The sequence below is a fragment of the Profundibacter sp. genome, from assembly GCF_965277155.1.
Classification (GTDB): domain Bacteria; phylum Pseudomonadota; class Alphaproteobacteria; order Rhodobacterales; family Rhodobacteraceae; genus Profundibacter.
Window position 1 is genome coordinate 538009 of record NZ_CBDIBV010000013.1, and the last position, 20541, is coordinate 558549.

Annotated in this window: 20 protein-coding genes; 11 read left to right on the forward strand and 9 right to left on the reverse strand. The window is 57.4% G+C overall.

The features are described from left to right. Window positions 1-30 precede the first annotated feature (30 nt). Window positions 31-1857: a hypothetical protein gene (locus ACQY4M_RS17900; protein WP_428546954.1), complete on the reverse strand. Its 1827-nt coding sequence runs from the start codon at window positions 1855-1857 to the stop codon at window positions 31-33. A 75-nt stretch (window positions 1858-1932) separates the two neighbouring features. After that, window positions 1933-2907 carry a hypothetical protein gene (locus ACQY4M_RS17905; RefSeq protein ID WP_428546957.1) on the reverse strand — a complete coding sequence of 325 codons (975 nt, stop codon included), beginning with the start codon at window positions 2905-2907 and terminating at the stop codon, window positions 1933-1935. A gap of 131 nt (window positions 2908-3038) precedes the next feature. Here ACQY4M_RS17905 and ACQY4M_RS17910 point away from each other — a divergent pair, with 131 nt between their 5' ends. From ACQY4M_RS17910 to ACQY4M_RS17925, 4 genes are read left to right on the forward strand one after another with little or no spacing between them, the layout of a single operon-like run. Then, complete coding sequence (locus ACQY4M_RS17910; RefSeq protein WP_428546960.1) at window positions 3039-3794, forward strand: SDR family oxidoreductase; 756 nt, start codon at window positions 3039-3041, stop codon at window positions 3792-3794. Further along, the gene (locus ACQY4M_RS17915) at window positions 3791-4402 is read left to right on the forward strand and encodes an enoyl-CoA hydratase/isomerase family protein (protein WP_428546963.1); all 612 of its coding nucleotides are present in this window, start codon (window positions 3791-3793) and stop codon (window positions 4400-4402) included. The genes ACQY4M_RS17910 and ACQY4M_RS17915 overlap by 4 nt, the downstream gene beginning before the upstream one ends. A 9-nt stretch (window positions 4403-4411) precedes the next feature. Next, window positions 4412-5728, forward strand: coding sequence for a mechanosensitive ion channel family protein (locus ACQY4M_RS17920; RefSeq protein WP_428546966.1), 1317 nt, complete (start codon window positions 4412-4414; stop codon window positions 5726-5728). Further along, a complete protein-coding gene (locus ACQY4M_RS17925; protein WP_428546969.1) occupies window positions 5721-6878 on the forward strand; it encodes a TIGR03862 family flavoprotein in 1158 nt (385 codons plus the stop codon). The genes ACQY4M_RS17920 and ACQY4M_RS17925 overlap by 8 nt, the downstream gene beginning before the upstream one ends. An 86-nt stretch (window positions 6879-6964) precedes the next feature. On the opposite strand, the gene holA is transcribed toward ACQY4M_RS17925, so the two are convergent. The 4 genes from holA to ACQY4M_RS17945 form a co-directional block, all read right to left on the reverse strand. Further along, complete coding sequence (holA, locus tag ACQY4M_RS17930; protein WP_428546972.1) at window positions 6965-7975, reverse strand: DNA polymerase III subunit delta; 1011 nt, start codon at window positions 7973-7975, stop codon at window positions 6965-6967. Beyond that, window positions 7972-8460 carry an LPS assembly lipoprotein LptE gene (lptE, locus tag ACQY4M_RS17935; protein WP_428546975.1) on the reverse strand — a complete coding sequence of 163 codons (489 nt, stop codon included), beginning with the start codon at window positions 8458-8460 and terminating at the stop codon, window positions 7972-7974. Before lptE ends, holA begins: the two co-directional genes overlap by 4 nt. Next, window positions 8447-10999, reverse strand: a complete 2553-nt coding sequence (gene leuS / locus ACQY4M_RS17940) for a leucine--tRNA ligase (RefSeq protein ID WP_428546978.1) — start codon at window positions 10997-10999, stop codon at window positions 8447-8449. Before leuS ends, lptE begins: the two co-directional genes overlap by 14 nt. A 78-nt stretch (window positions 11000-11077) precedes the next feature. Beyond that, complete coding sequence (locus tag ACQY4M_RS17945) at window positions 11078-11578, reverse strand: DUF3576 domain-containing protein (RefSeq protein WP_428546981.1); 501 nt, start codon at window positions 11576-11578, stop codon at window positions 11078-11080. A 302-nt stretch (window positions 11579-11880) separates the two neighbouring features. On the opposite strand from ACQY4M_RS17945, the gene ACQY4M_RS17950 reads away from it, so the two are divergent. After that, complete coding sequence (locus ACQY4M_RS17950; RefSeq protein ID WP_428546984.1) at window positions 11881-12822, forward strand: porin; 942 nt, start codon at window positions 11881-11883, stop codon at window positions 12820-12822. A gap of 97 nt (window positions 12823-12919) precedes the next feature. After that, window positions 12920-13585, forward strand: a complete 666-nt coding sequence (locus tag ACQY4M_RS17955) for a YggS family pyridoxal phosphate-dependent enzyme (protein ID WP_428546987.1) — start codon at window positions 12920-12922, stop codon at window positions 13583-13585. Window positions 13586-13619: 34 nt separating this feature from the next. Here ACQY4M_RS17955 and ACQY4M_RS17960 read toward each other — a convergent pair whose 3' ends face one another. Then, window positions 13620-14120 (reverse strand): L,D-transpeptidase family protein, encoded by a 501-nt coding sequence (locus ACQY4M_RS17960; protein ID WP_428546990.1) that lies wholly within the window; start codon window positions 14118-14120, stop codon window positions 13620-13622. Then, complete coding sequence (gene ribA, locus ACQY4M_RS17965) at window positions 14117-15199, reverse strand: GTP cyclohydrolase II (RefSeq protein ID WP_428548261.1); 1083 nt, start codon at window positions 15197-15199, stop codon at window positions 14117-14119. Before ribA ends, ACQY4M_RS17960 begins: the two co-directional genes overlap by 4 nt. A gap of 188 nt (window positions 15200-15387) precedes the next feature. On the opposite strand from ribA, the gene ACQY4M_RS17970 reads away from it, so the two are divergent. The 5 genes from ACQY4M_RS17970 to ACQY4M_RS17990 all read left to right on the forward strand — a co-directional run bounded on the left by ACQY4M_RS17970 (window position 15388) and on the right by ACQY4M_RS17990 (window position 19216). After that, on the forward strand, window positions 15388-16077 hold the full coding sequence (locus tag ACQY4M_RS17970; RefSeq protein WP_428546993.1) for a response regulator transcription factor: 690 nt from the start codon (window positions 15388-15390) through the stop codon (window positions 16075-16077). 411 nt (window positions 16078-16488) lie between these two features. Then, window positions 16489-17277 carry an exodeoxyribonuclease III gene (locus ACQY4M_RS17975; RefSeq protein ID WP_428546996.1) on the forward strand — a complete coding sequence of 263 codons (789 nt, stop codon included), beginning with the start codon at window positions 16489-16491 and terminating at the stop codon, window positions 17275-17277. Between the two features lie 184 nt (window positions 17278-17461). Further along, on the forward strand, window positions 17462-18373 hold the full coding sequence (trxA, locus tag ACQY4M_RS17980; RefSeq protein WP_428546999.1) for a thioredoxin: 912 nt from the start codon (window positions 17462-17464) through the stop codon (window positions 18371-18373). 25 nt (window positions 18374-18398) lie between these two features. Beyond that, window positions 18399-19037 carry an LON peptidase substrate-binding domain-containing protein gene (locus ACQY4M_RS17985; RefSeq protein WP_428547002.1) on the forward strand — a complete coding sequence of 213 codons (639 nt, stop codon included), beginning with the start codon at window positions 18399-18401 and terminating at the stop codon, window positions 19035-19037. Further along, a complete protein-coding gene (locus tag ACQY4M_RS17990; RefSeq protein ID WP_428547005.1) occupies window positions 19034-19216 on the forward strand; it encodes a Trm112 family protein in 183 nt (60 codons plus the stop codon). Before ACQY4M_RS17985 ends, ACQY4M_RS17990 begins: the two co-directional genes overlap by 4 nt. 37 nt (window positions 19217-19253) lie before the next feature. Here ACQY4M_RS17990 and ACQY4M_RS17995 read toward each other — a convergent pair whose 3' ends face one another. Then, window positions 19254-20480 carry a UbiH/UbiF/VisC/COQ6 family ubiquinone biosynthesis hydroxylase gene (locus ACQY4M_RS17995; RefSeq protein ID WP_428547008.1) on the reverse strand — a complete coding sequence of 409 codons (1227 nt, stop codon included), beginning with the start codon at window positions 20478-20480 and terminating at the stop codon, window positions 19254-19256. Window positions 20481-20541 lie beyond the last annotated feature (61 nt).

The following is a 20541-nucleotide window of genomic DNA, read 5'->3' on the forward strand; positions in this document are numbered from 1 at the left end:
GGGTACCTTTATTCGTTAATCTATAGCAGCTTACTTCAGACGCTTGCCGTTCGCCAGAAGTTCGCCTTTGCCGTTGGCTTCGATACTGGAAACAATCGTGTCATCGCCATCGCCTTTGATGGCGAACGCCCCCGACGCCAGACGTAACCCGATGGCATTTTCCTCGCTCAGAAGGCCCATTTTAACAAGTGTATCAAGCAATTGATTGCCGCCCGTCAGTTTCAGGTTCATATCCCCTTTGGGTGCTGGAATGCCGTCATAGCTGTCCAGATCATCATTGTTGAAGGTGAAATCACCAGCGCCGGTCAGTTCTACCCCCGCGCCGCTTAGCAGCAGTTCATGCAGGGTCAGGCGGTGCAATTCGCCTTTGGTATTGCCGGGTATGTTCATTTCGGGACTAAAGGGATCAATCAGCCAGTTTCCAAGGCCGCTGACATTCAGAACATAGGTAATGGCGGTGCGCGGTATTTGGCTGTCAGGATCAAACAATGCCCACAGGTTGTCGCTGATTGACAGGTTCCTGATTTCCTGGCGATAGGTAAAGGGTTGCGGCTCTGGCGTGGTGTTTGACGGAATCCTGATATCCTGAAGGGTTTGGGCCACCGCAAGACGGATGGCACCGATGGGAAGGTCTGCTGATTCCAGATTGAACTCGGTTGCCTTGCTGGCGCTTGAAATGTGCAGCATTTCCCGCGACAGGGACAAGCCCAGATCCAGCATGTCCGAAACGGCGGAAACGCTGCCAGCTTCCCCGCCTCTAACAAATGAAACCGCGCCATCCAGGCCGTCATAGTTCAGGTTCACCCCGACGCGAAAGCCAGCGTTCAAAATGTCCGGCATGGAAGTATCACCATTGCCTGCACTCAGGCTTTCAAAGTTTTCCGGTATCCCCATATCCAGACGCGCGCCAAGCTGATCCAGCGCAAGGTGTGCTGTGAACATGTCATTATCTGCAACATCCCCGTCTACCCGCAGGCGGATCGGGCCAAAGGAAACGCTTTCGAAGGCATCGGCAACCACGTTGTCACCTTCTTGAAGCGACATCCGTATATCGCCTGAACCGGATTCCCCCGAGCCGGTAATCTTGTCTCCGTTTTCCGAATAGGTGAAACGGGCGGCAATGTCATTATAGCTTAGGCCACTTTTCAGGGTCAGACCCTTTTCAAAGGCCTCTGCCATGCTCAGGGTTTCGATGTTTTCAGGGATAGCAACATTCACATCGCTTTGCAGGTTTGTGATGCTTCCTTCCGAGGTAATAGCCGCCTCTTTTTCGGGATCTGTAAGGTCAAGCGCATAGGTCAGTTTGCCAAGGATAAAATCCTGCTCCAACTGGCGCAGACCGGTTGTGCGACCGTGCAGGGTGCCTGCCAGATTGTTTAGCGTCATTCGGGCCTGTTGCCCGTCGCTGGGGGTGTTGTCTATCAGGTATTCGGTCAGAGCCAGTGAAAATTCGGTGGCCGCATAGCGGTATGTCATATCCCCCGCCGTGCCGCTGACAATCAGGGAAAACCCTGTGTTGCGCTGTTCCAGCGTGGCCTTATCGTTACCGGATTCTATGACAATCGGGCCGCTGGCAGGCAACAGAACCTGAACCGATCCATCCCCGGTTTCCTGCAAAACCACGGCCCCCAGCCGGATGTTTGTTTTCGCGACATCATCCACGGTGACCACCAGATCGTTGATGGTCAGGATGCCGTCATCTGCCGAGCTGTCATAAGTCACCTTGGCGCCGCTGCTTTCGATCATGCCCTGCCAGTCGGTCCAGACCTGTTCAGCGGTGACATCGGCCCATGCGGGGCTGGTTGCCATCAGGGTGACGAGGGCGGTTGTGGTGCAAAGACGGGGAAGGGTATGCATTGGCGGTCTTTCCTAAAATGACAGGGCAATAATACCCAAAACCCTAGGCCAAAACGCAAACGGGCCGCAAGGTGGTTATCCCTTGCGGCCCGTCCAGCAGTGGTTGAACGCGGCCTCGGCGATGGTGATGTCAATCGGGAACGGAAAGTCCGAGCTGGTAAAGGACGATTTGGTTCCGGTTGCCGTGCCGCCGTAGTTGAGCATCTCGCGATCCAGCGCGAACTTCAGACTGCCCGAGTCCGAGCTGGAAGAACCGGTAACCGAGTTGCCGCGGTCATTGGAGGTAAACTCGTATCCGCCGGCACCCCAAGTAAGACCACCTTTGGCTGCAAATCCGTTGTCCAGTGCTTCGGACATCTTTGCAAAGTCCACATCTGCAGGAATACTGCTGTCCGAGTCCATTTTCAGGTCAGACATCGAGCCTTTGACAGTCATGGCAAATTTGCCGCCACCCGGTTCGGCAAGGGCAAAGTCATAAGTCAGGCTTGCTGCTGACATAGCCTGAACGATATTCCGCAGGCCCATCATTTTGCTGGTGGATTGTCCTGCGACATCGGACAGGATGATATCAAGTTTAGCCGTGTCGATTTTATCGCCATCAATCATCAGATCGGCAATGCTGATCGCCACTTTAGGCGCTGAATAGGTGTATGTCATATCGTCAGCCGCACCGCTGACAACCATCGACATGCCCGTGGTGTCATAGTTCAGTGTGACAGAAAAATTATTATCCACACTAACAGCAATCGGCTTTTGATCCGGCAAAACAACCGCAACGGTGCCATCGCCCTGATCCATGAAGGAAATCTTGCCGAAATCGACTTTGACCATCCCGCCGTCATCGGGCAAAGGCATGGCAAGCATCAGGTTGTTTACAACAACGCTGTCGGCTGTGACATCAGGCGTGGCAGTAACTTCGTAGCCAAAGCCGGACATATACTGATACCAGTCGTTCCAAACCTCTTGCGAGGTGATCTCGGCAATAGACGCAGTGCTGCCCATCAATGTAATAAATGCGGCAGATCCGCCGATTGTTTTCCAATTTGTCATGTTGAACCCTTCGTGGTTGAAAATAGTTTGACGTATAAATGACCCCGATTTGGACGGGGTGCAAGTATAAGTCGGCTCTATTCATGCTGCATAGAGTGTTTTATCCTAACTTTTCATTAGGGGAGGCGAAAATGAGCGATTTATCAGGAAAAACGGTTCTAATCACAGGGGCGAGCCGTGGAATCGGGGCTGCGGCTGCGCGGGAATTCGCCAAGGTCGGTGCAAATGTGGTGCTATTGGCGCGATCTGGCGGGGCAATTGGAACACTTGCGCGCGAAATTGGCGATGCCGCTTTGGCGATTGCCTGTGATGTCAGCAACTATTCTGCGGTTGATGCGGCCATGCAGCAGGCGGTGGCGAAATTTGGCGGGCTGGACGTTCTGATCAACAACGCCGGTGTGATCGAGCCGATCTCGCCTTTTGCCACGTCCGATCCTGTCGCATGGGGGCAGGTGATCGATATCAACCTGAAAGGCGTTTATTACGGTATGCGCGCCGCAATGCCGGTGATGCAGGCGGCCGGGGGTGGCACGATCATCACCATCAGTTCGGGTGCCGCCCATACTGCGCTTGAGGGGTGGAGCCATTATTGCGCCTCCAAGGCCGGTGCCGCCATGCTGACCATGTGCGCCGACAAAGAAGGCGCGGGCGTTGGCATCCGTGCGATGGGCCTGTCGCCGGGCACAGTTGCCACCGAAATGCAGCGCGAGATCAAAGCCTCGGGCATCAACCCTGTTAGCGCAATGGAATGGGAGGATCACATCCCGCCTGAATGGGTGGCGCAGACGCTGGTCTGGATGTGTTCGGCGGATGCGGATGAATTTATAGGGCAGGAAATTGCCCTGCGGGACGAGAAAATTCGCAAGCGGGCGGGGTTGATTGCATGATTGATCTGCAAAAGGACGGCGGGCTCTGGACAGCAACCATCCGCCGCCCCGACAAGGCCAATTCGCTGACCAAGGCGATGCTGGAACAACTGGCCGATATCGCCGAAGCCGCGGTTGACGCCAAGGTGCTGGTGATCACCGGCGAGGGGCGCGTGTTCAGCGCCGGCGCTGATCTGGGCGAGGCCCACGCGGGGCTGGCCACCGATCCGGTGTGGGAACGGCTGTCGGGCGCTGTGGCCACTGTCCCTTGCCTGACCATCGCCGCGCTGAACGGAACCTTGGCAGGCGGGGCGTTTGGCATGGCGCTGGCCTGTGATCTGCGGATCGCGGTGCCGACTGCGAAATTCTTTTACCCCGTGATGAAACTGGGCTTTCTGCCGCAGCCCTCCGATCCCGCGCGGATGCGGGCGCTGATCGGCCCTGCGCGCACAAAAATGATCCTGATGGGCGGACATAAAATCACCGCGGATCAGGCGCTGGAATTCGGGCTGGTGGATATGCTGGTTTCAGGTGATAAGATGGCCGGAACTATTGGTGATCTGGCGGCGGATGTGCTGGAGGCCAAGCCGGAAATTCTAAGCGGCATCAAAGCGATGTGTAACGGGTAAGGTGTGGGTATGGACGGGCAGCCAGAAATTGTTAGGCAGGTGTTGGGCTATGTAAATCAGGGTTGGGAACTGGCGCAGGGCTGGTTGCTTAGTCCTGCCGCGTGGTCGCAATTCGGCCTGTTGGTGGTGGCGTTTCTGGCCGCGCTGGTGGTCAGCCGCAAGCTGTCCCCGATCCTGACCCGGGCTATCACCCCGCCCGATGGCCAGACATCCTATCTGGCGCAGGCACGCCGGTTCGTGCTGATGTTCCTGCCGCTGTTACTGCCGCTACTGGCCTATGCGTTCACCGGCATCGGCGAACAGATCACCCGCTCGATATTCGGCTCCGGCGCGGTGATTGCCTTTGGCAAAAGGGTGTTCCTGTTCCTTGCAGCACGGGCCTTGGTGCGCGATATCATCACCGATTCTTTCCTGAAAATGCTGGGCAAATACATCCTGATCCCGGCGATGGCGCTATACGCGCTGGGCCTGCTGGATGATCTGACGGCGTATCTGTCGGCCACGGTGATCTCGCTTGGCAACATTTCATTCTCGATCATGGCGCTGGTGCGCGGGGTGATCGCGGGCAGCATCCTGTTCTGGCTGGGCCGCTGGTCGAATGATCAAAGCGCCGCCCTGATCAGCAAGCAAGAGGAAATGCGCCCCGCGACGCGGCAACTGGCGGTCAAGGCAACGGAAATCACGATTTTCGGCGTGGCGTTCCTGTTGCTGATGAACATCATGGGCATCAGCCTGACATCGCTTGCGGTGCTGGGCGGGGCGATTGGTGTCGGCCTTGGGTTTGGTCTGCAAAAGATCGCCTCGAATTTCATATCCGGCGTGATCCTGCTGCTGGAAGGGCAGGCCACGGTTGGCGATTATGTGGAACTGGACGGCGGCGAAGCGGGCACGATCATCAAGATGATGGCGCGAGCGACCATTCTGGAAACCTATGACGGGCGCTGGATCGTGATCCCGAACGAGGATTTCATCACGACCCGCGTGGTGAACTATTCCGACAGTGGCTCGGCCAACCGGTACGAAGCCCCTTTTTCCGTGTCCTATGATACCGACATCAACAAGGTTCCCGCGATTGTCGAAGCGGCCGTGGCCAAGCACAAAGAGGTGCTGGACAAACCCTTTCCGCCTGATTGCGAATTACGCAGGTTCGGTGACAGCGGTGTGGATTTCGCGGTGGAATTCTGGGTCAACGGGATTGATGACGGGGAAAACAAATTCACTTCGGATGTACTGTTTCTGGTCTGGAATGCGCTGAAAGAAAACAACATCGAAATCCCCTATCCGCAGCGCGTGGTCGAGATCAAGGGTGGTTTCCCAAGTGCCTGATGCGCTGGTCATCGGCGGTGGTCCGGCAGGGTTGATGGCCGCCGAAGAACTGGCGCGGGCCGGTCGGCGCGTGGTGGTGGTTGACGCCATGCCGACGGTCGGTCGCAAATTTTTGATGGCTGGGAAATCGGGGTTGAACCTGACCAAGGACGAACCGTTCGAGACTTTCCTGACGCGTTATGGCGAAGCGGCGGAAATGCTGCGCGCACCGTTGGAAGCCTTTGGGCCGGATGCCGTGCAGGATTGGGCGCGGGATTTGGGGCAAGAGGTGTTCACAGGGTCAAGCGGACAGGTGTTTCCCAAGGTAATGAAAGCCTCGCCTTTGTTGCGGGCGTGGCTGGTGCGGTTGCGAGGGCAGGGGGTGGAGTTTCGCACCCGCTGGCGCTGGACAGGCTGGGGTGACGGGTTTGAATTTGCCACGCCGGACGGTGTGCAGATGTTGCGTCCCAAGACCTGTGTTCTGGCGCTGGGCGGGGCCAGTTGGGCGCGGTTGGGGTCGGACGGGGCATGGGCGGATATGCTGGCGGCCAAGGGGGTGGAACTGGCCCCGTTTCAGCCTGCGAATATGGGCTTTGTGGTAGAGTGGTCTCCCTATATGGCGCGGCATTTCGGCCAACCGGTGAAGGGTGTTGCGCTGACTGTGAACGGAAAATCACGGCGCGGGGAATTCGTGATCTCGAAACGCGGGGTCGAGGGGAGCGGGATTTATGCGGTTTCCAGAGCGATGCGCGAGGGGGCGGAACTGACGCTGGATTTGCTACCGGACTGGACGGTAGAACGGATCACGGAACGGCTGTCAAAGCCGCGTGGCAAGGCAACGGTAACGAACCATTTGCGCAAGGCGCTGAAGCTGGACGCGGTGAAGCTGGCGTTGTTACAGGAATTCGCGCGGCCCTTGCCAACGGGTAAGGAACTGGCGCAACTGGTCAAATCCCTGCCGCTGAAACATAGTGACCCGCGCCCGATGGACGAGGCGATTTCAACGGCCGGCGGCGTGTGGTTTTTGGCGCTGACAAAGGGGCTGGAATTGAAGGCCGCACCGGGGGTTTTCTGCGCGGGCGAGATGCTGGATTGGGAGGCCCCGACGGGCGGCTACCTGTTGACAGGCTGTCTGGCGACGGGACGTTGGGCGGGGATAAACGCGGTCTGAATGGCATATGATTTGCGTCTGGTTTACGTCTGGCAAGATGTGTGTGGTTGCCGCCCGTCATTTTGCAAAAATGACTGATCTTGTGTCTACCGCCCCGCCAGCATCGCCAGCCGGACCAGTGTGCGTTCCATCAGCGCCATTGTCGGTGCGCGCGAGGTCGAGCGCAGTTGCAGGTCGGTGTCGGTCAGCATGGTCAGGGCGAGTTCCAGTTTGCGTCCGCTCCAGCGTTGCAATTGCCGTTGCATCCGGTCCCGCCGTGCGCCGAACACAGGCGGGCGCAACCCGCCGATACCTGAGGGGTTATTTGCAGCGGCGTAAAGGGTGCGGAAATGACGGGTCGCACCGATACACAGGCCCACGGGCTGCACGCCTTGGCTTTCCAGTTTGCGCACAACGGGGCCGATTTCGCCGCTGCGGGCCTCGGCGACGATGTTCAGAACGTCATCCAGCGCGGCCTCGGTCGAGGTGGGGGCGTTGGCCATCACATCCTCGGGGGTCAGCGGCGTGGTGTCGTTCAGTTTATAAAGGCTGATTTTTTCGATCACCTGTCGAAAGTCGCCCGGACCGATGTCGCGTGACAGGGCAATCAGGGCGTCCATCGCATCTGCCTGAATATTGGTCAACCCGCCCTTGGCAAGGTCGGATTCGATTTCGGATTTTGAGGGGGGATCGTCGTAGATGCCGACGGCAAAGCTGTTGTTGTGCCCCTCGAACAATTTGCGCAAGGATGAACGCGCATTCAGCTGTTTGGCGGTGACGATGATTTGCGCATCGCCCTCGCGCCATGCCTCAAGCGCGGGTTTGATGAATTTGGTCAGCCCGTCGGCGGCGTCTTCGACAAAGGCAACGCGGGGACCGGGGAAAAACCCCTGTGCCGTCATCGCGTCGATTAGGCAGGCGGGGTCCGAGCGTAAATCGGACGCGGGGATGCGGGTCAGGCGCATTTCCTCTTCGCCGGTTTTGCCGATCAATGCGGCGATCACCTGCTGGCGTTTCAGGGCCACGCGCATTGCGTCCCCGCCATAAATCAGCAGCCCCGCGCGTTTTGGATCGGGTTTGGCGAAATATCCGGCGGCGTCGCGGGGGGACAGTTTCATTTCATCCACGCACCGGATGTGCCGATCAAGCGGGTTGTGATCTGATCGGCCAGAATGACCATCAGACGGGCATAGGCCGCGCGTTTGGCGGTTTGCGTGCTGACGGTGGTGCCGGTGGCGGAATAGCTGGTGAAATTACTGACCGTGCCGGATGTGACGATTTCGCCGGTGCCAACGTTCTGTATTGTAAACTGTGCCGTTCCCAGCACGTTATAGCGGGTGATTTCCTGTGCCGGTGTGATGGCAAGGTCATCTTCATTCAGGTTCAGCGTGTAGGACAGTTTATATTGTGCGGCATCAGCACGGCCCAGACGTTCCTCGAGCCGGCGCACGAAATCAAAGCCGTTGCGGTCTATCGGTGGGTCCACCTCTATCTGTCCGCGCAACCCTTTGGCGGGGCCGTTTGGCCCATAGGCAGGGGTAAAGCCGCAGGCCGAAAGCGCGGCCAGCGACATCAACAGGGTTCTGCGGTTAAATGACGACATTCACGATACGCCCCGGCACAATGATCATTTTCTTTGGCGACCCGCCATCGAGCGCCTTTACGACAGCTTTGTTCGCCAGCGCGATTTTTTCAATCTCTTCTTTTGGCATATCGGCGGATACGGCGATTTCCGACCGACGTTTGCCGTTGATCTGGATCGGCAGGGTAATGGTGTCCTGCACCAGCATTTCGGGATCATGCTGTGGCCACGGGGCCTGCGTGACCAACCCTTCGCCGCCTTGATGCGCCCAGATGTCTTCGGACAGATGCGGGGTGAAGGGGGACATCAGTTGCGCCAGAACCTTGATTGCCTGTTTTTGCGCTGTGCCGCCTGCCCTGGATTTGGACAGGGTGTTGGTGAAAGCATAGATTTTGGCGATCGAGGTGTTGAAGGCGAACCCTTCGATACCGGCGGTCACGTCATGGATGGCGTGGTGCATGGCGCGGATCAGGTCTTGGTCATCCTTGGTTTCGCCATCCGGCAGGCCTGCGATTTTGTCGCACAGGTTCCAGACGCGGTTCAGGAATTTATGCGCAGCTTCGGCGCCCGAGGCCGTCCATTCCACATCGCGTTCGGGCGGGGAGTCGGACAGAACGAACCAGCGGGCGGTGTCGGCGCCGTAGGAATCAATGATCGACACCGGATCGACCACGTTTTTCTTGGACTTCGACATTTTGGCAGACGGGATGATTTCCAGCGCCTCGCCGGTGGCTTTGACGGTTTTGGTTTCCAGATCAACGTCTTCGGGCAGGTGATAGACAGGGCGGCCCTTGTCGTCCGTGGTCTGGTAAATCTCGTGCGTGACCATGCCCTGGGTGAACAGCGCGTCGAACGGTTCAATTGCCTTGGCGGGCAGGTGGCCGGTGATATGCATCGCGCGGGCAAAGAAGCGCGAGTAGAGCAGATGCAAAATCGCGTGTTCGATCCCGCCGATATATTGGTCCACGTTCATCCAGTAGGTCGCATCGTCCAGATCGGTCGGAGTTTTGGCATGCGGGCTGGTGAAGCGGGCGTAATACCATGACGAATCAACGAAGGTATCCATCGTGTCGGTTTCGCGTCTGGCCGGTTTGCCGCAGGACGGGCAAGTGCAATCGCGCCATGTGGGGTGGCGGTCCAGCGGGTTGCCGGGGGTGTCGAAGTCAACATCATAAGGCAGCTCGACCGGCAGGTTTTCTTTCTTTTCCGGCACCACGCCGCAGTCATCACAATGCACCACCGGAATCGGACAGCCCCAATAGCGTTGCCGTGACAGACCCCAGTCGCGCAGGCGGTATTGGGTCACGCCTTTGCCGATGCCGTTGGATTCGCACCAGTCGATTGTGGCATCTACGGCCTCTTGTCCTGTGACCACGTCCAGCCCTGCAAAATGGTCGATCCATTTGACGGGTTCGGTTTTGGGGGGCACGAAGGCGGTATTTTCAACCGGATTCGGATTTTCCAGCGCAAAGAAGGTGTCGATCACCGGCAGATCGTATTTGCGCGAGAAGTCCAGATCGCGCTGATCATGCGCCGGGCAGGCGAAGATCGCGCCGGTGCCGTATCCCATCAGGATAAAGTTGGCGACCCAGACAGGCAGGGTTTTGTCAGGATAAACAGGGTGTTGCACGGTCAGGCCGGTGTCAAACCCTACTTTTTCCGCCTTTTCCATCGCTGCTTCGGTGGTGTCCATGCGGCGGCATTCGGCGTTGAAGTCTGCCAGCGCCGGATTGTCGGCCTCAAGCGCCTTGGCCAGCGGGTGGTCGGGGGAAATGCCGACGAAGGACGCGCCGTTCAAGGTGTCGGGGCGGGTGGTAAAGACCTCGATTTCATCAAAACCGGCCACGGGTTTGGTCAGCGGGAAGGCAAATTGCAGCCCGCGCGATTTGCCGATCCAGTTGGCCTGCATGATCCGCACCTTTTCGGGCCAGTTTTTCAACCCGTCCAGTGCCGTCAGCAATTCTTCGGAATAATCCGAGATTTTAAAGAACCATTGCGTCAACTCGCGCCGCTCAACCGGTGCGTTCGAGCGCCAGCCCTTGCCGTCGATCACCTGTTCGTTGGCCAGAACCGTCATATCCACCGGATCCCAGTTGACCACGGCCTCTTTGCGGTACACCAGCCCCTTGTCCATGAAATCAATGAACATCGCCTGCTGCTGGCCGTAATATTCGGGGTCGCAAGTGGCAAATTCGCGGGACCAGTCGATCGACAGGCCCAGCGGTTTCATCTGGGCGCGCATGTCGGCGATGTTGGCATAGGTCCAGTCCTTGGGGTGGCCGCCGGTTGCCATCGCGGCATTTTCGGCGGGCATGCCAAAGGCGTCCCAGCCCATCGGATGCAGGATGTTGTGGCCGGTGGCCAGTTTATAGCGCGCGATCACGTCGCCCATGGTATAATTGCGCACATGGCCCATATGGATGCGGCCGGACGGGTAGGGGAACATTTCCAGCACATAATACTTGGGCTTTGATTCATCGCGCTTGGCTTTGAATACCCCGGCCTTGTCCCAGGCGGCTTGCCATTTTGTTTCGATTTCATTTGCGGTGTAGCGGGACATATTATTCGCATCCTTGATATGGAAACGCCGGACGATTTGCCCGGCGCGGTCGTGATTTAAAACGATTCGGACCGGAGTTTACAGTTTTCCGTCGCGAATCCGTAGCTGGCGTGCGCGGGTCAGGATCGCATCCTCGATGGCGCGCACGGTATCGGCGCTGACCACACCGCCGCGGGTGCGCAGCGATACATTCAGCGAACGGGCATCAAGAGCGGGATCCTGCACATAAATCGTGGCCTTGTAGGCGGGGCCGCCACCCGGTGGAGTGCCATAACCTGTGACAATAACGCCAGTGAACGGATCAACCGATTCGATGGGCAGGAAATCCAGAACCTCAAGCGAGGCATTCCAGATATATTTATTCACCCCGACGGTGGTATTGGCATCGGGGTTGTTTTTGAAGATATCAAGCAGGCTGGATTTGTGCTCGCCAGCGGATGCGCGGCGGGTTTCGTCGGCCACATCCGAGTTGAAAGTGCCCGTTTTTACAGGCTGTGTGCGTTTTGAGCCGGAAAAACTGCCCGAACCGATGGACCCGCGAGAGCCGCCGCCACAGGCCGCTAGGCCCGTAATAGCCAAAATTGCGATGATTCCGGTTGTTTTATGCCTGAAAGTCATTCGATATACCCTAAATCCTGTGGTTATTGCTTTAGTATATAACGCTATAGGGGCGGGCAAGAGGTTTCGGGCCTGTGAACAGTGCAATAATGAATAGGGGCAACTGGCCAAATGGACTGTGGCAAAGCTGCACCACGAATGGGCGCAATGAATTATACTGGGCCAGAAATCTTGCAATGCGCGCCGCAAAGAGCGAAATACCAGCATACTCAATTCGGATTCCCTGAATTGAGGTGTACCTTTAACAAACAAGGGAAAACGAAATGAAAAAAGTTCTCTTAGCAACAACCGCACTGGTTGCTTTTGCCGGCGCAGCTTCTGCTGACGTCAATCTGAGCGGCTCCGCTCGCTTTGGTCTGCAGTGGCGTGACAATGCCCCCGTTGGCAAACCATCAACACGTCTGGAAAAGCGCGTTACGCTTAATATTGATATGTCCACAGAGACAGACTCTGGTCTGGAACTGGGCGCACGTCTCCGTCTGCGTAACAACGAAGGCAAAGGTGAGGCTTTAACCGGACGTGATAACGTTGGTGTCACGATGGGTAACGACACAGTTGTATACCTGAAATCCGGCGGCCTGAAACTGAGTGTTGGTAACGTTTGTGGCGCCTTGGAATGTATGCCTGGTCTTTATGCCGGCACTGTTGGCCTGAATGGCAACGGGTTCCACAACGTGGTCACCAACTCTGCTGGTGCAGCAGGTTACTGGGGCTGGACTGCATACACGTCGGACGTAGGTGGCATCGACCGTGTCGAAATCGAATATTCGGCCGGCGATTTCTCGGGCATGCTGACTAACAGCAACATGAATGATGCTACTGCTACCTCTAACGTTATTTCTGCATATGCAGCATATACATTTGGTGACTGGACTGTTGCCTTGGGTGTGCAAGATGGCGATGCGCCTGCAGGCTTTGGCGACAAAACTGTCCTGACAGTTGGTGGAAAACTGGGTGATTTCGGCGTTGGTCTGGCATATGCCGACAACAATGGCGATGATAAATTCACCCTGAACGGTTCGTATTCGTTCGGTGCAACAACTGTCTCGGCTTTCGTATCTGACGATGGTGCAGCCGCTGCAACCGACAATCCTTATGGTATCGGTGTTTCCTATGATCTGGGCGGAGCATCGCTGGTTGCAGGTTATGCAAGTAATGCCTTGGGTGACAAGAATGCTTCTGCAGGTATCAAGTTCAAGTTCTAATTTGAGCTGATATCCAAAGTATTTGGGGGTGCGCTGTTGCGTGCCCCCATTTCTTTTGGCTATCTGGTTTTGCAACTGAACAAAGGCAAAACCGGATATGTCCCTTTCAGAAATAATTGACAGAATACACGCCGAAGAAAAACGGGTGGGCCGCGAAGTGGGCTCGACCCGATTGATTGCCGTGTCCAAGGTTCAGCCGAACGAGCGGGTAGAGGCAGTTTTGAACGAAGGCCACCGGCTGTTCGGGGAAAACAAGGTTCAGGAAGCGGCGGGGAAGTGGCCCGCGTTTCGGGAACAATATGACGGGGTTCAGGTGCATTTGCTGGGACCGTTACAGACCAACAAGGCGCGACAGGCGATGGGCCTGTTCGAGGCGATCCATTCGCTGGACCGGCCCAAGCTGGCAAAAACCCTTGCGCGGTTGGCGCAGGAAACGGGGCAATGCCCAGATTTGTTCATTCAGGTGAATACTGGCGAAGAGCCACAAAAAGCAGGTGTTCTGCCAGCGGATGCGGATGCCTTTATTTCCGAGGCCCGCGCGTTGGATTTGCCGGTGGTGGGGCTGATGTGTATCCCGCCAGCGGATGAAGAACCCAGCCTGCATTTTGCATTGCTGCGCAAGATTGCCGAACGAAACGGGGTTGCGGGCCTGTCGATGGGGATGAGCGGTGATTTCGAGCGGGCGGTGGCGATGGGGGCCAGCCACGTTCGGGTAGGTTCGGCCATATTCGGGGCGCGGGATTACGGTGCTCCTCAAGCCTGACGGCTTTCCTCGCTGGCGAAGCAGCCCGCAAGGGCTAATGAGCGGTGACGATCAGGTGGCTGTCCGGTATCAGCCTTTGGATGATCCACATCAGATTTTCCCTTGAAAAGGCCACGCAGCCCTCGGTCGGGTGATGCGGTTTGCGCCAGATGTGCAGAAAGATGGCCGAGCCTTTGCCCGGAATGGCGCGGGGCCAATTCCAGTCGGTGATCAGTACCATATCATAAAGCGGATCGGCGCGGCGCATGGATTCGTGGCTGAATGGATGCGGCGTGCGGACAAGGTGGTTATAGGCGGGATCGTTGATGTCGTCTGACCACAGATCAAACGGGCGGATCGGCATGGCCCAAGGTGCGGGTGCGGGCAGGCGGTCGAGGCGGTAATAAAGCCCCATGATCCGGTGGCGTCCCGCAGGTGTTGCCCCGTCCCCTTCGCGTTTGTCCGTGGTGATGCCACCGCGCCCGATAGAACAGGGGATCAGGCGGTTTTGAAAACGGATGCCCAGCTTGGTCAGAACCAGATCATTTGCCGTCATAACAGGTGCCCCGATTTGTCGGCCTTGGTTTTTAGATACGCCTTGTTATGTGCGGTGTGGCCGACCTTCAGCGGCACCCGTTCGGTCACGGTCAGCCCCGCGCCCTGCATCATTTCCACCTTTTTCGGGTTGTTGGTCAACAGGCGTACCTGTGAAAACCCCATTTGTTTCAGGATGTTGGCGCCGATCAGGAAATCGCGCTCGTCATCCTCGAACCCCAGCCGGTGGTTGGCCTCGACCGTGTCAAAGCCCTGATCCTGCAAGGAATAGGCACGCATTTTGTTGGCCAGACCAATACCGCGTCCCTCCTGATTGAGGTAGAGCAGCACGCCATGCCCCTCGTCCCCCATCATCGCCAGTGCAGCGCGCAGTTGTGGCCCGCAGTCGCATTTCAGTGACCCCAGCAGATCACCGGTGAAACAGGCCGAATGCAGCCGTGTCAGCACGGGTTTTGTGCGGTCTGGCTGGCCGATTTCCACCGCGTAATGTTCTTCGCCGCCGTCTTCGGGGCGGAAAATATGCAAGCGGCCTGCCTCGGACACAGACAGGGGTAGGCGGGCGCTGATCACCTCGGACAGCGGGCTGGTGGCGGTCAGGGCGTCGGCGGTTTTTGTCAGGTCGATACGGGTCAGATTGTTTTCCGCAGCGAATGTGGCGGGGATATCCAGCAACAGGGCGGCGGGTAACAGACGGGCGGATTTGACCAGTTGCAACGCGGCATGGGGCAGGTCGGCGGGGCCGTCGCGCATGGCCAAAAGTGGACCTTTCATCGGCATTTTCAGGTCATCCGCCGGATCGGCCACACCGTGAATCCATGCCAGCGTTGCGTTGCCCGGCAGCACAATTCGCGCCAGATCACCGTCATAGGCGGCGGTTTTCAGGGTTTCGGCACGCCGTGCGGTTATGGCCAGAACCGGGCTGCCCAGCCCCTGAGCCTGCACCATACGTTCCGGCGATAAGGTTTCCGCTGCCAGCACCAGTGCTGCACGGTCGCCATTAAACAGCACCACCGGCACCCCCATGCGCAGATCGGCACGGGCGCGGGCCAGCATTTCGATGGTATCGGGGCGCAGGGGCATCGGCAGTCCTTGTTTCAGTTCGTTACGCATCATGTAGCGATTATTTCAGAAACTTGAAACATATAGCGCGTTTTTGACACGGATGCGTGAGATTACACACGGATGCGTGAGAAAAGACTACCGCCCCTTGTTGAAACAGCTCTTTAGGCACATTTTATATAGAACAGCACGTGCTAAAGGAGCCGGTGATGACAAATAATGTAAAGAAAATCCTGCTGGTAGATGACGATGATGATCTACGCGAGGCCCTGTCCGAACAATTGGTCATGACCGAGGATTTCGACGTGTTTGAGGCCGCCGATGGGGCCGACGCAATGGTGAAGGCCAAAGAGGCGCTGTATGATCTGGTGATCCTTGATGTGGGCCTTCCTGATACCGACGGGCGCGAATTGTGCCGCCTGATGCGCAAACAGGGGGTGAAATGCCCGGTGCTGATGTTGACCGGCCATGATTCCGATGCCGACACCATTCTGGGGCTGGACGCGGGCGCGAATGACTATGTGACCAAACCGTTCAAATTTCCCGTGCTGTTGGCGCGCATCCGTGCCCAGTTGCGCCAGCATGAGCAATCCGAAGACGCCGTGTTTACCCTTGGGCCATACACCTTCAAACCGGCGATGAAGATGCTGATCACCGAGGATGACCGCAAAATCCGGCTGACGGAAAAGGAAACGAATATCCTGAAATTCCTGTATCGCGCGACCGAAGGCGTCGTGGCCCGCGATGTGCTGCTGCACGAGGTTTGGGGCTATAATGCAGGCGTCACCACGCACACATTAGAGACACATATTTACCGTCTTCGTCAAAAAATAGAACCAGATCCGTCAAATGCCCGCCTTCTTGTGACCGAATCCGGCGGGTATAGATTGGTTGCCTAGCGGCGAATCAAACGAGTTCCCCTGCATGTCGGGGTTATGACATGCATCCTCCCTGTTGGACTGACCCGGCCTTTGTGCCGGTTCTTTTTTTATCTGGGGACAGTAGTGGAATCATAAACCGGAAACATCTGTTCCATGCTGATTCGAAGAAATCAAAACAATGAAGTTTGTATAGCAACGGCAGGTATCATGCCCCAAACGAATGCCTGCTATAGAAATACCCCAGAGCATGTCGCACCAAATCGAATTCACCACCCTGACCGAACGCATTCGCTTGCGCGAACGCTGCCTCGGTCGGGGTGGCGAATGCTCGAATCTGATCAAGTGCGACACGCTCTAAGCAGTCAAAGCAGGTTGAGGTCTGCAATCACAGGGCATAAGATCAGCCTGTCTAATGAAAGCGAGTAGATCATGACTTTCACCCTTGCCACATGGAACATCAATTCGGTCCGCCTGCGTGAACCGATCGTGTTGAAATTGCTGCAAGAGGAAGCGCCGGATGTGTTGTGTTTGCAGGAATGCAAAAGCCCCGTTGATAAAATCCCGACCGAGGGCTTTGCTGCGCTGGGCTATACCCACATGATTGCCAACGGGCAAAAGGGGTATAACGGCGTGATGATCCTGTCGCGCCTGCCCATCGTGGACGCGGGGCGGCATGATTTTGCGAACCTTGGCCACGCGCGGCATGTGGCGGCACGGCTGGAAAACGGGGTGACCATTCACAACCACTATGTGCCCGCAGGCGGTGACAAACCGGACCGCGAAGTGAACGAGAAATTCGGCCAGAAGCTGGATTACCTGACCGACATGCGCGATGATTTCCACGCCAATGCGCCAAAACGTTCGATCCTTGTCGGGGATCTGAACATCGCCCCGCGCGAGGATGATGTCTGGGATCACAAGAAGCTGTTGAAGGTGGTGTCCCATACCCCGATCGAGGTCGAGGCCTTGGCCGAAGTGCAGGACTCCGGCAACTGGGTGGACGTCACCCGCGCCGATATTCCCGAGGGCAAGCTCTATAGCTGGTGGTCCTATCGCGCCCGCGACTGGGATGCGGCGGACAAAGGGCGCCGGTTGGATCATGTCTGGGCCACGGCGGATATTGCGGCTTCGGGTCATTCCAGCAGGGTGGCACGCCATGTGCGCGGATGGGAAAAACCCAGTGACCACGCGCCGATCTTTGCGACATTTGATCTCTAGAGCAAATCCAATCCAATTGCATTCATCGCACAACCCGAACGCATTTTCGGTTGCAAACGCTGCCTCGGGTTGCGCGCCAAATACACTATTCGGATTAGATTGGATGTGCACTAATTCCCCCCTTGGGTTTTGTGCTATTAAAGCACATATAAGGGGCAACCAAACAATTTGATGGATGAATGACATGCTTGAACTAGGACAAGGCAATGACGCCCCCGCAGGCGATCTGATCAAGGACGCATCAGAAGCAACCTTTATGGCCGATGTGGTCGAAGCCAGTAAAGAAGTGCCGGTAATCGTCGATTTCTGGGCCCCGTGGTGTGGTCCGTGTAAAACGCTTGGCCCGGCACTTGAGGCCGAAGTGAAAGCCGCCGGTGGCAAGGTCAAAATGGTCAAGGTGAACATCGACGAGAACCAGCAGATTGCGGCGCAGTTGCGGATCCAGTCGATCCCGACGGTTTACGCCTTTGTGGATGGCCAACCGGTAGACGGGTTTCAGGGGGCTGTCCCTGCGTCGGAAATCAAGGCATTCATTGAAAAGGTATCGCTGTTGGGGCCGGAAGGCGATGGCGGTCTGGCCGATGCGATCGAAGCCGCCGAAACCATGCTGTCCGAGGGCGAAGCGTCAGACGCCGCCGAAACCTTTGCCGCCATTCTGGAGGAAGACGCCGAAAGTGCCGCCGCCTTTGGAGGTCTGGTGCGCGCGCAAATCGCCGCCGGTGATCTGGAAACAGCCGAGGCCACGCTGAACGGTGCAACCGCGGAAATGTCGAAAACACCGGAACTGGAAGCGGCCCATGCGCAATTAGAGCTGGCCAAACAGGCCGCCGAAGCCGGACCGCTGGATGATCTGCGGGCCGCGGTCGAGGCCAACCCCGACGACCATCAGGCGCGTTTCGATCTGGCAACAGCACTGCACGCGGCTGGTGATACCGAAGGGGCCGTGAACGAATTGCTGGAATTGTTCCGGCGCGATCGCGAATGGAACGATGGCGCAGCAAAGGCGCAATTGTTCACCATTTTCGATGCGTTAAAGGCGGATGATCCGGTTGTGCTGAACGGCCGGCGCAAATTATCGTCAATGATCTTTGCGTAATGCCGGTTTCGGGGTAGTCTGAATTATGATCCCTGCCGCAAACCTGCCCGACACCATCCCGTTGTTCCCGTTATCGGGGGCCATCGTGGTGCCGCGCGGGCGCTTGCCGCTAAACGTGTTCGAGCCGCGCTATCTGGCGATGCTCGAAGATGTTTTGAAAACCCGCGAGCGGCTGATCGGGATGATTCAGCCGGTGGACAAAGACCCGGAAGGGGAATTGCACGCCATTGGTTGCGCGGGCCGGATAACCGGTTTTAACGAAGCCAAGGACGGGCGCTATATGATCACCCTGACGGGTGTGTCACGGTTCCGGCTACAAGAGCAGGTCGAGGGATTCACCCCTTACCTACGCGGTCGGATCGACTGGCAGGGGTTCGCGCGGGATCTGGGCGGGGTTGAACACATCACATCCTTTGATCGTGAACGGTTTTTGGAATTGCTGGAGCGGTTCTTTACCGCGCAGGAGCTGGAGAGCGACTGGGAAAACCTGACCAAGGCCGAACCCGAGATGTTGATCAATTCACTGTCCATGCTGGCGCCGTTTTCGCCCGAGGATAAACAGGCCCTGCTGGAAGCGCCGACATTGGCGGACCGGCGGGACATTCTGGTAACTTTGATGGAATTTGTGCTGCGGCGCGGTGAAGGTGGAGGGGTGATGCAATGAGTGGTGAAGTTGAATTCGACCGTAAAATGTTAGAGGCGCTGGTCTGTCCGGTGACCCACACAACGCTGCATTACGATGCCGGGAAACAGGAGCTGGTATCAAAACCGGCCAATCTGGCCTTTCCGATCCGCGACGGGATTCCGGTGATGCTGGTGGATGAAGCGCGCAAGCTGGATTGAAGTCTGTAGGGCGGGGTTCACCCCGCCAATCCCCCCGTTAAATCTGCCACCCTTGCAACAATTTCGGCACATCGCCCGACAGCCCAGCGGCCTCGCGGATAAATCTTTTCCGCAAAGATGGCATTGCATTGACCACACCAAGGCCCATATCGCGCCCAAGTCGAAGCAGTGAATTGTCATTTGAAAACAGCTTGTTAAAAGCATCCGTTGCCAGCGCCATCACCGTTGTATCAAACTGGCGCCAACGCTGGTATCGCTCCAGCACATCCGGTGCGCCAATGTCTTCGCCCCGTCTGCGGGCCAGTATCAGAACTTCGGCCAAGGCCCCCACGTCGCGAAAACCAAGGTTCAGCCCTTGCCCTGCAATCGGATGCACCCCGTGTGCCGCATCGCCGATCAGGGCCAGGCGCGGTGCGATGAAATGTTCGGCCAGCGTCAGGTTCAGCGGATAGGTGAACCGCGTGCCAGCCAGCCGGATTTGTCCCAGAAAACTGCCAAACCGCGGGCGCAGGATGTCAAGGTATTCATCCTCGGGCAGGGTGTTGATGCGGGCGGCTTCTGCTGTTGTCTCGCTCCAAACGATGGACGAGCGGTTGCCGGGCAGCGGCAGGATGGCCAGCGGTCCGGGCGGCATGAAAAACTGATGCGCAATACCGTGATGGGGCAGGTCGTGTTCAATCGCACAAACCAGCGCGGTTTGCCCGTAATCATGCCCGACCCTGCGAATACCGGCGCGTTTTGCGGTGCCGCTGGTGCGCCCGTCGCTGCCAATCAGGATACTTCCGGTCAGGGTTTTGCCGCTGGCGGTTGTCACCGTCACACTGGCCGGTCCGACCTGTTGGTCAACCACGGTTTCGTTGTTGATTTGCGTAATCAGCGGGTGGTTTTGCACCGCTCCTTGCAATGCGCGCGACAGATAGCGGTCCTCGACCATATAGCCCATCGGCCCCTCGGCCAACTCGCGGCTTTCGAAATGCAGCATCCAGCCGCTCGGCCCTTCGCCCGCGCGCCCGTCGGTAATTTTGACCTCGTTTATCGGCTGGCTGTTTTCGGCCACCTGCGGCCAGACACCAATCGCCGACAGCAGATGTTGCGAGGCCAGCGCCAGCGCATAGCCGCGCCCGTCGAATCCCTTTTGGTCACGGCTACGGGCGGGCAGGGCGTCGATGATCGTCACCGAAAAGCCGCCATCGGCCAGCGCCAGTGCCAAAGCAGGCCCGTTCAGGCCACCGCCAACGATGATAATATCCGAGTCGCGTTTCATATCCCTACATAGGCCGCCCAATTCGGGATTGTCCATGTGACGCAGGGGCGCTAGCGTTTAG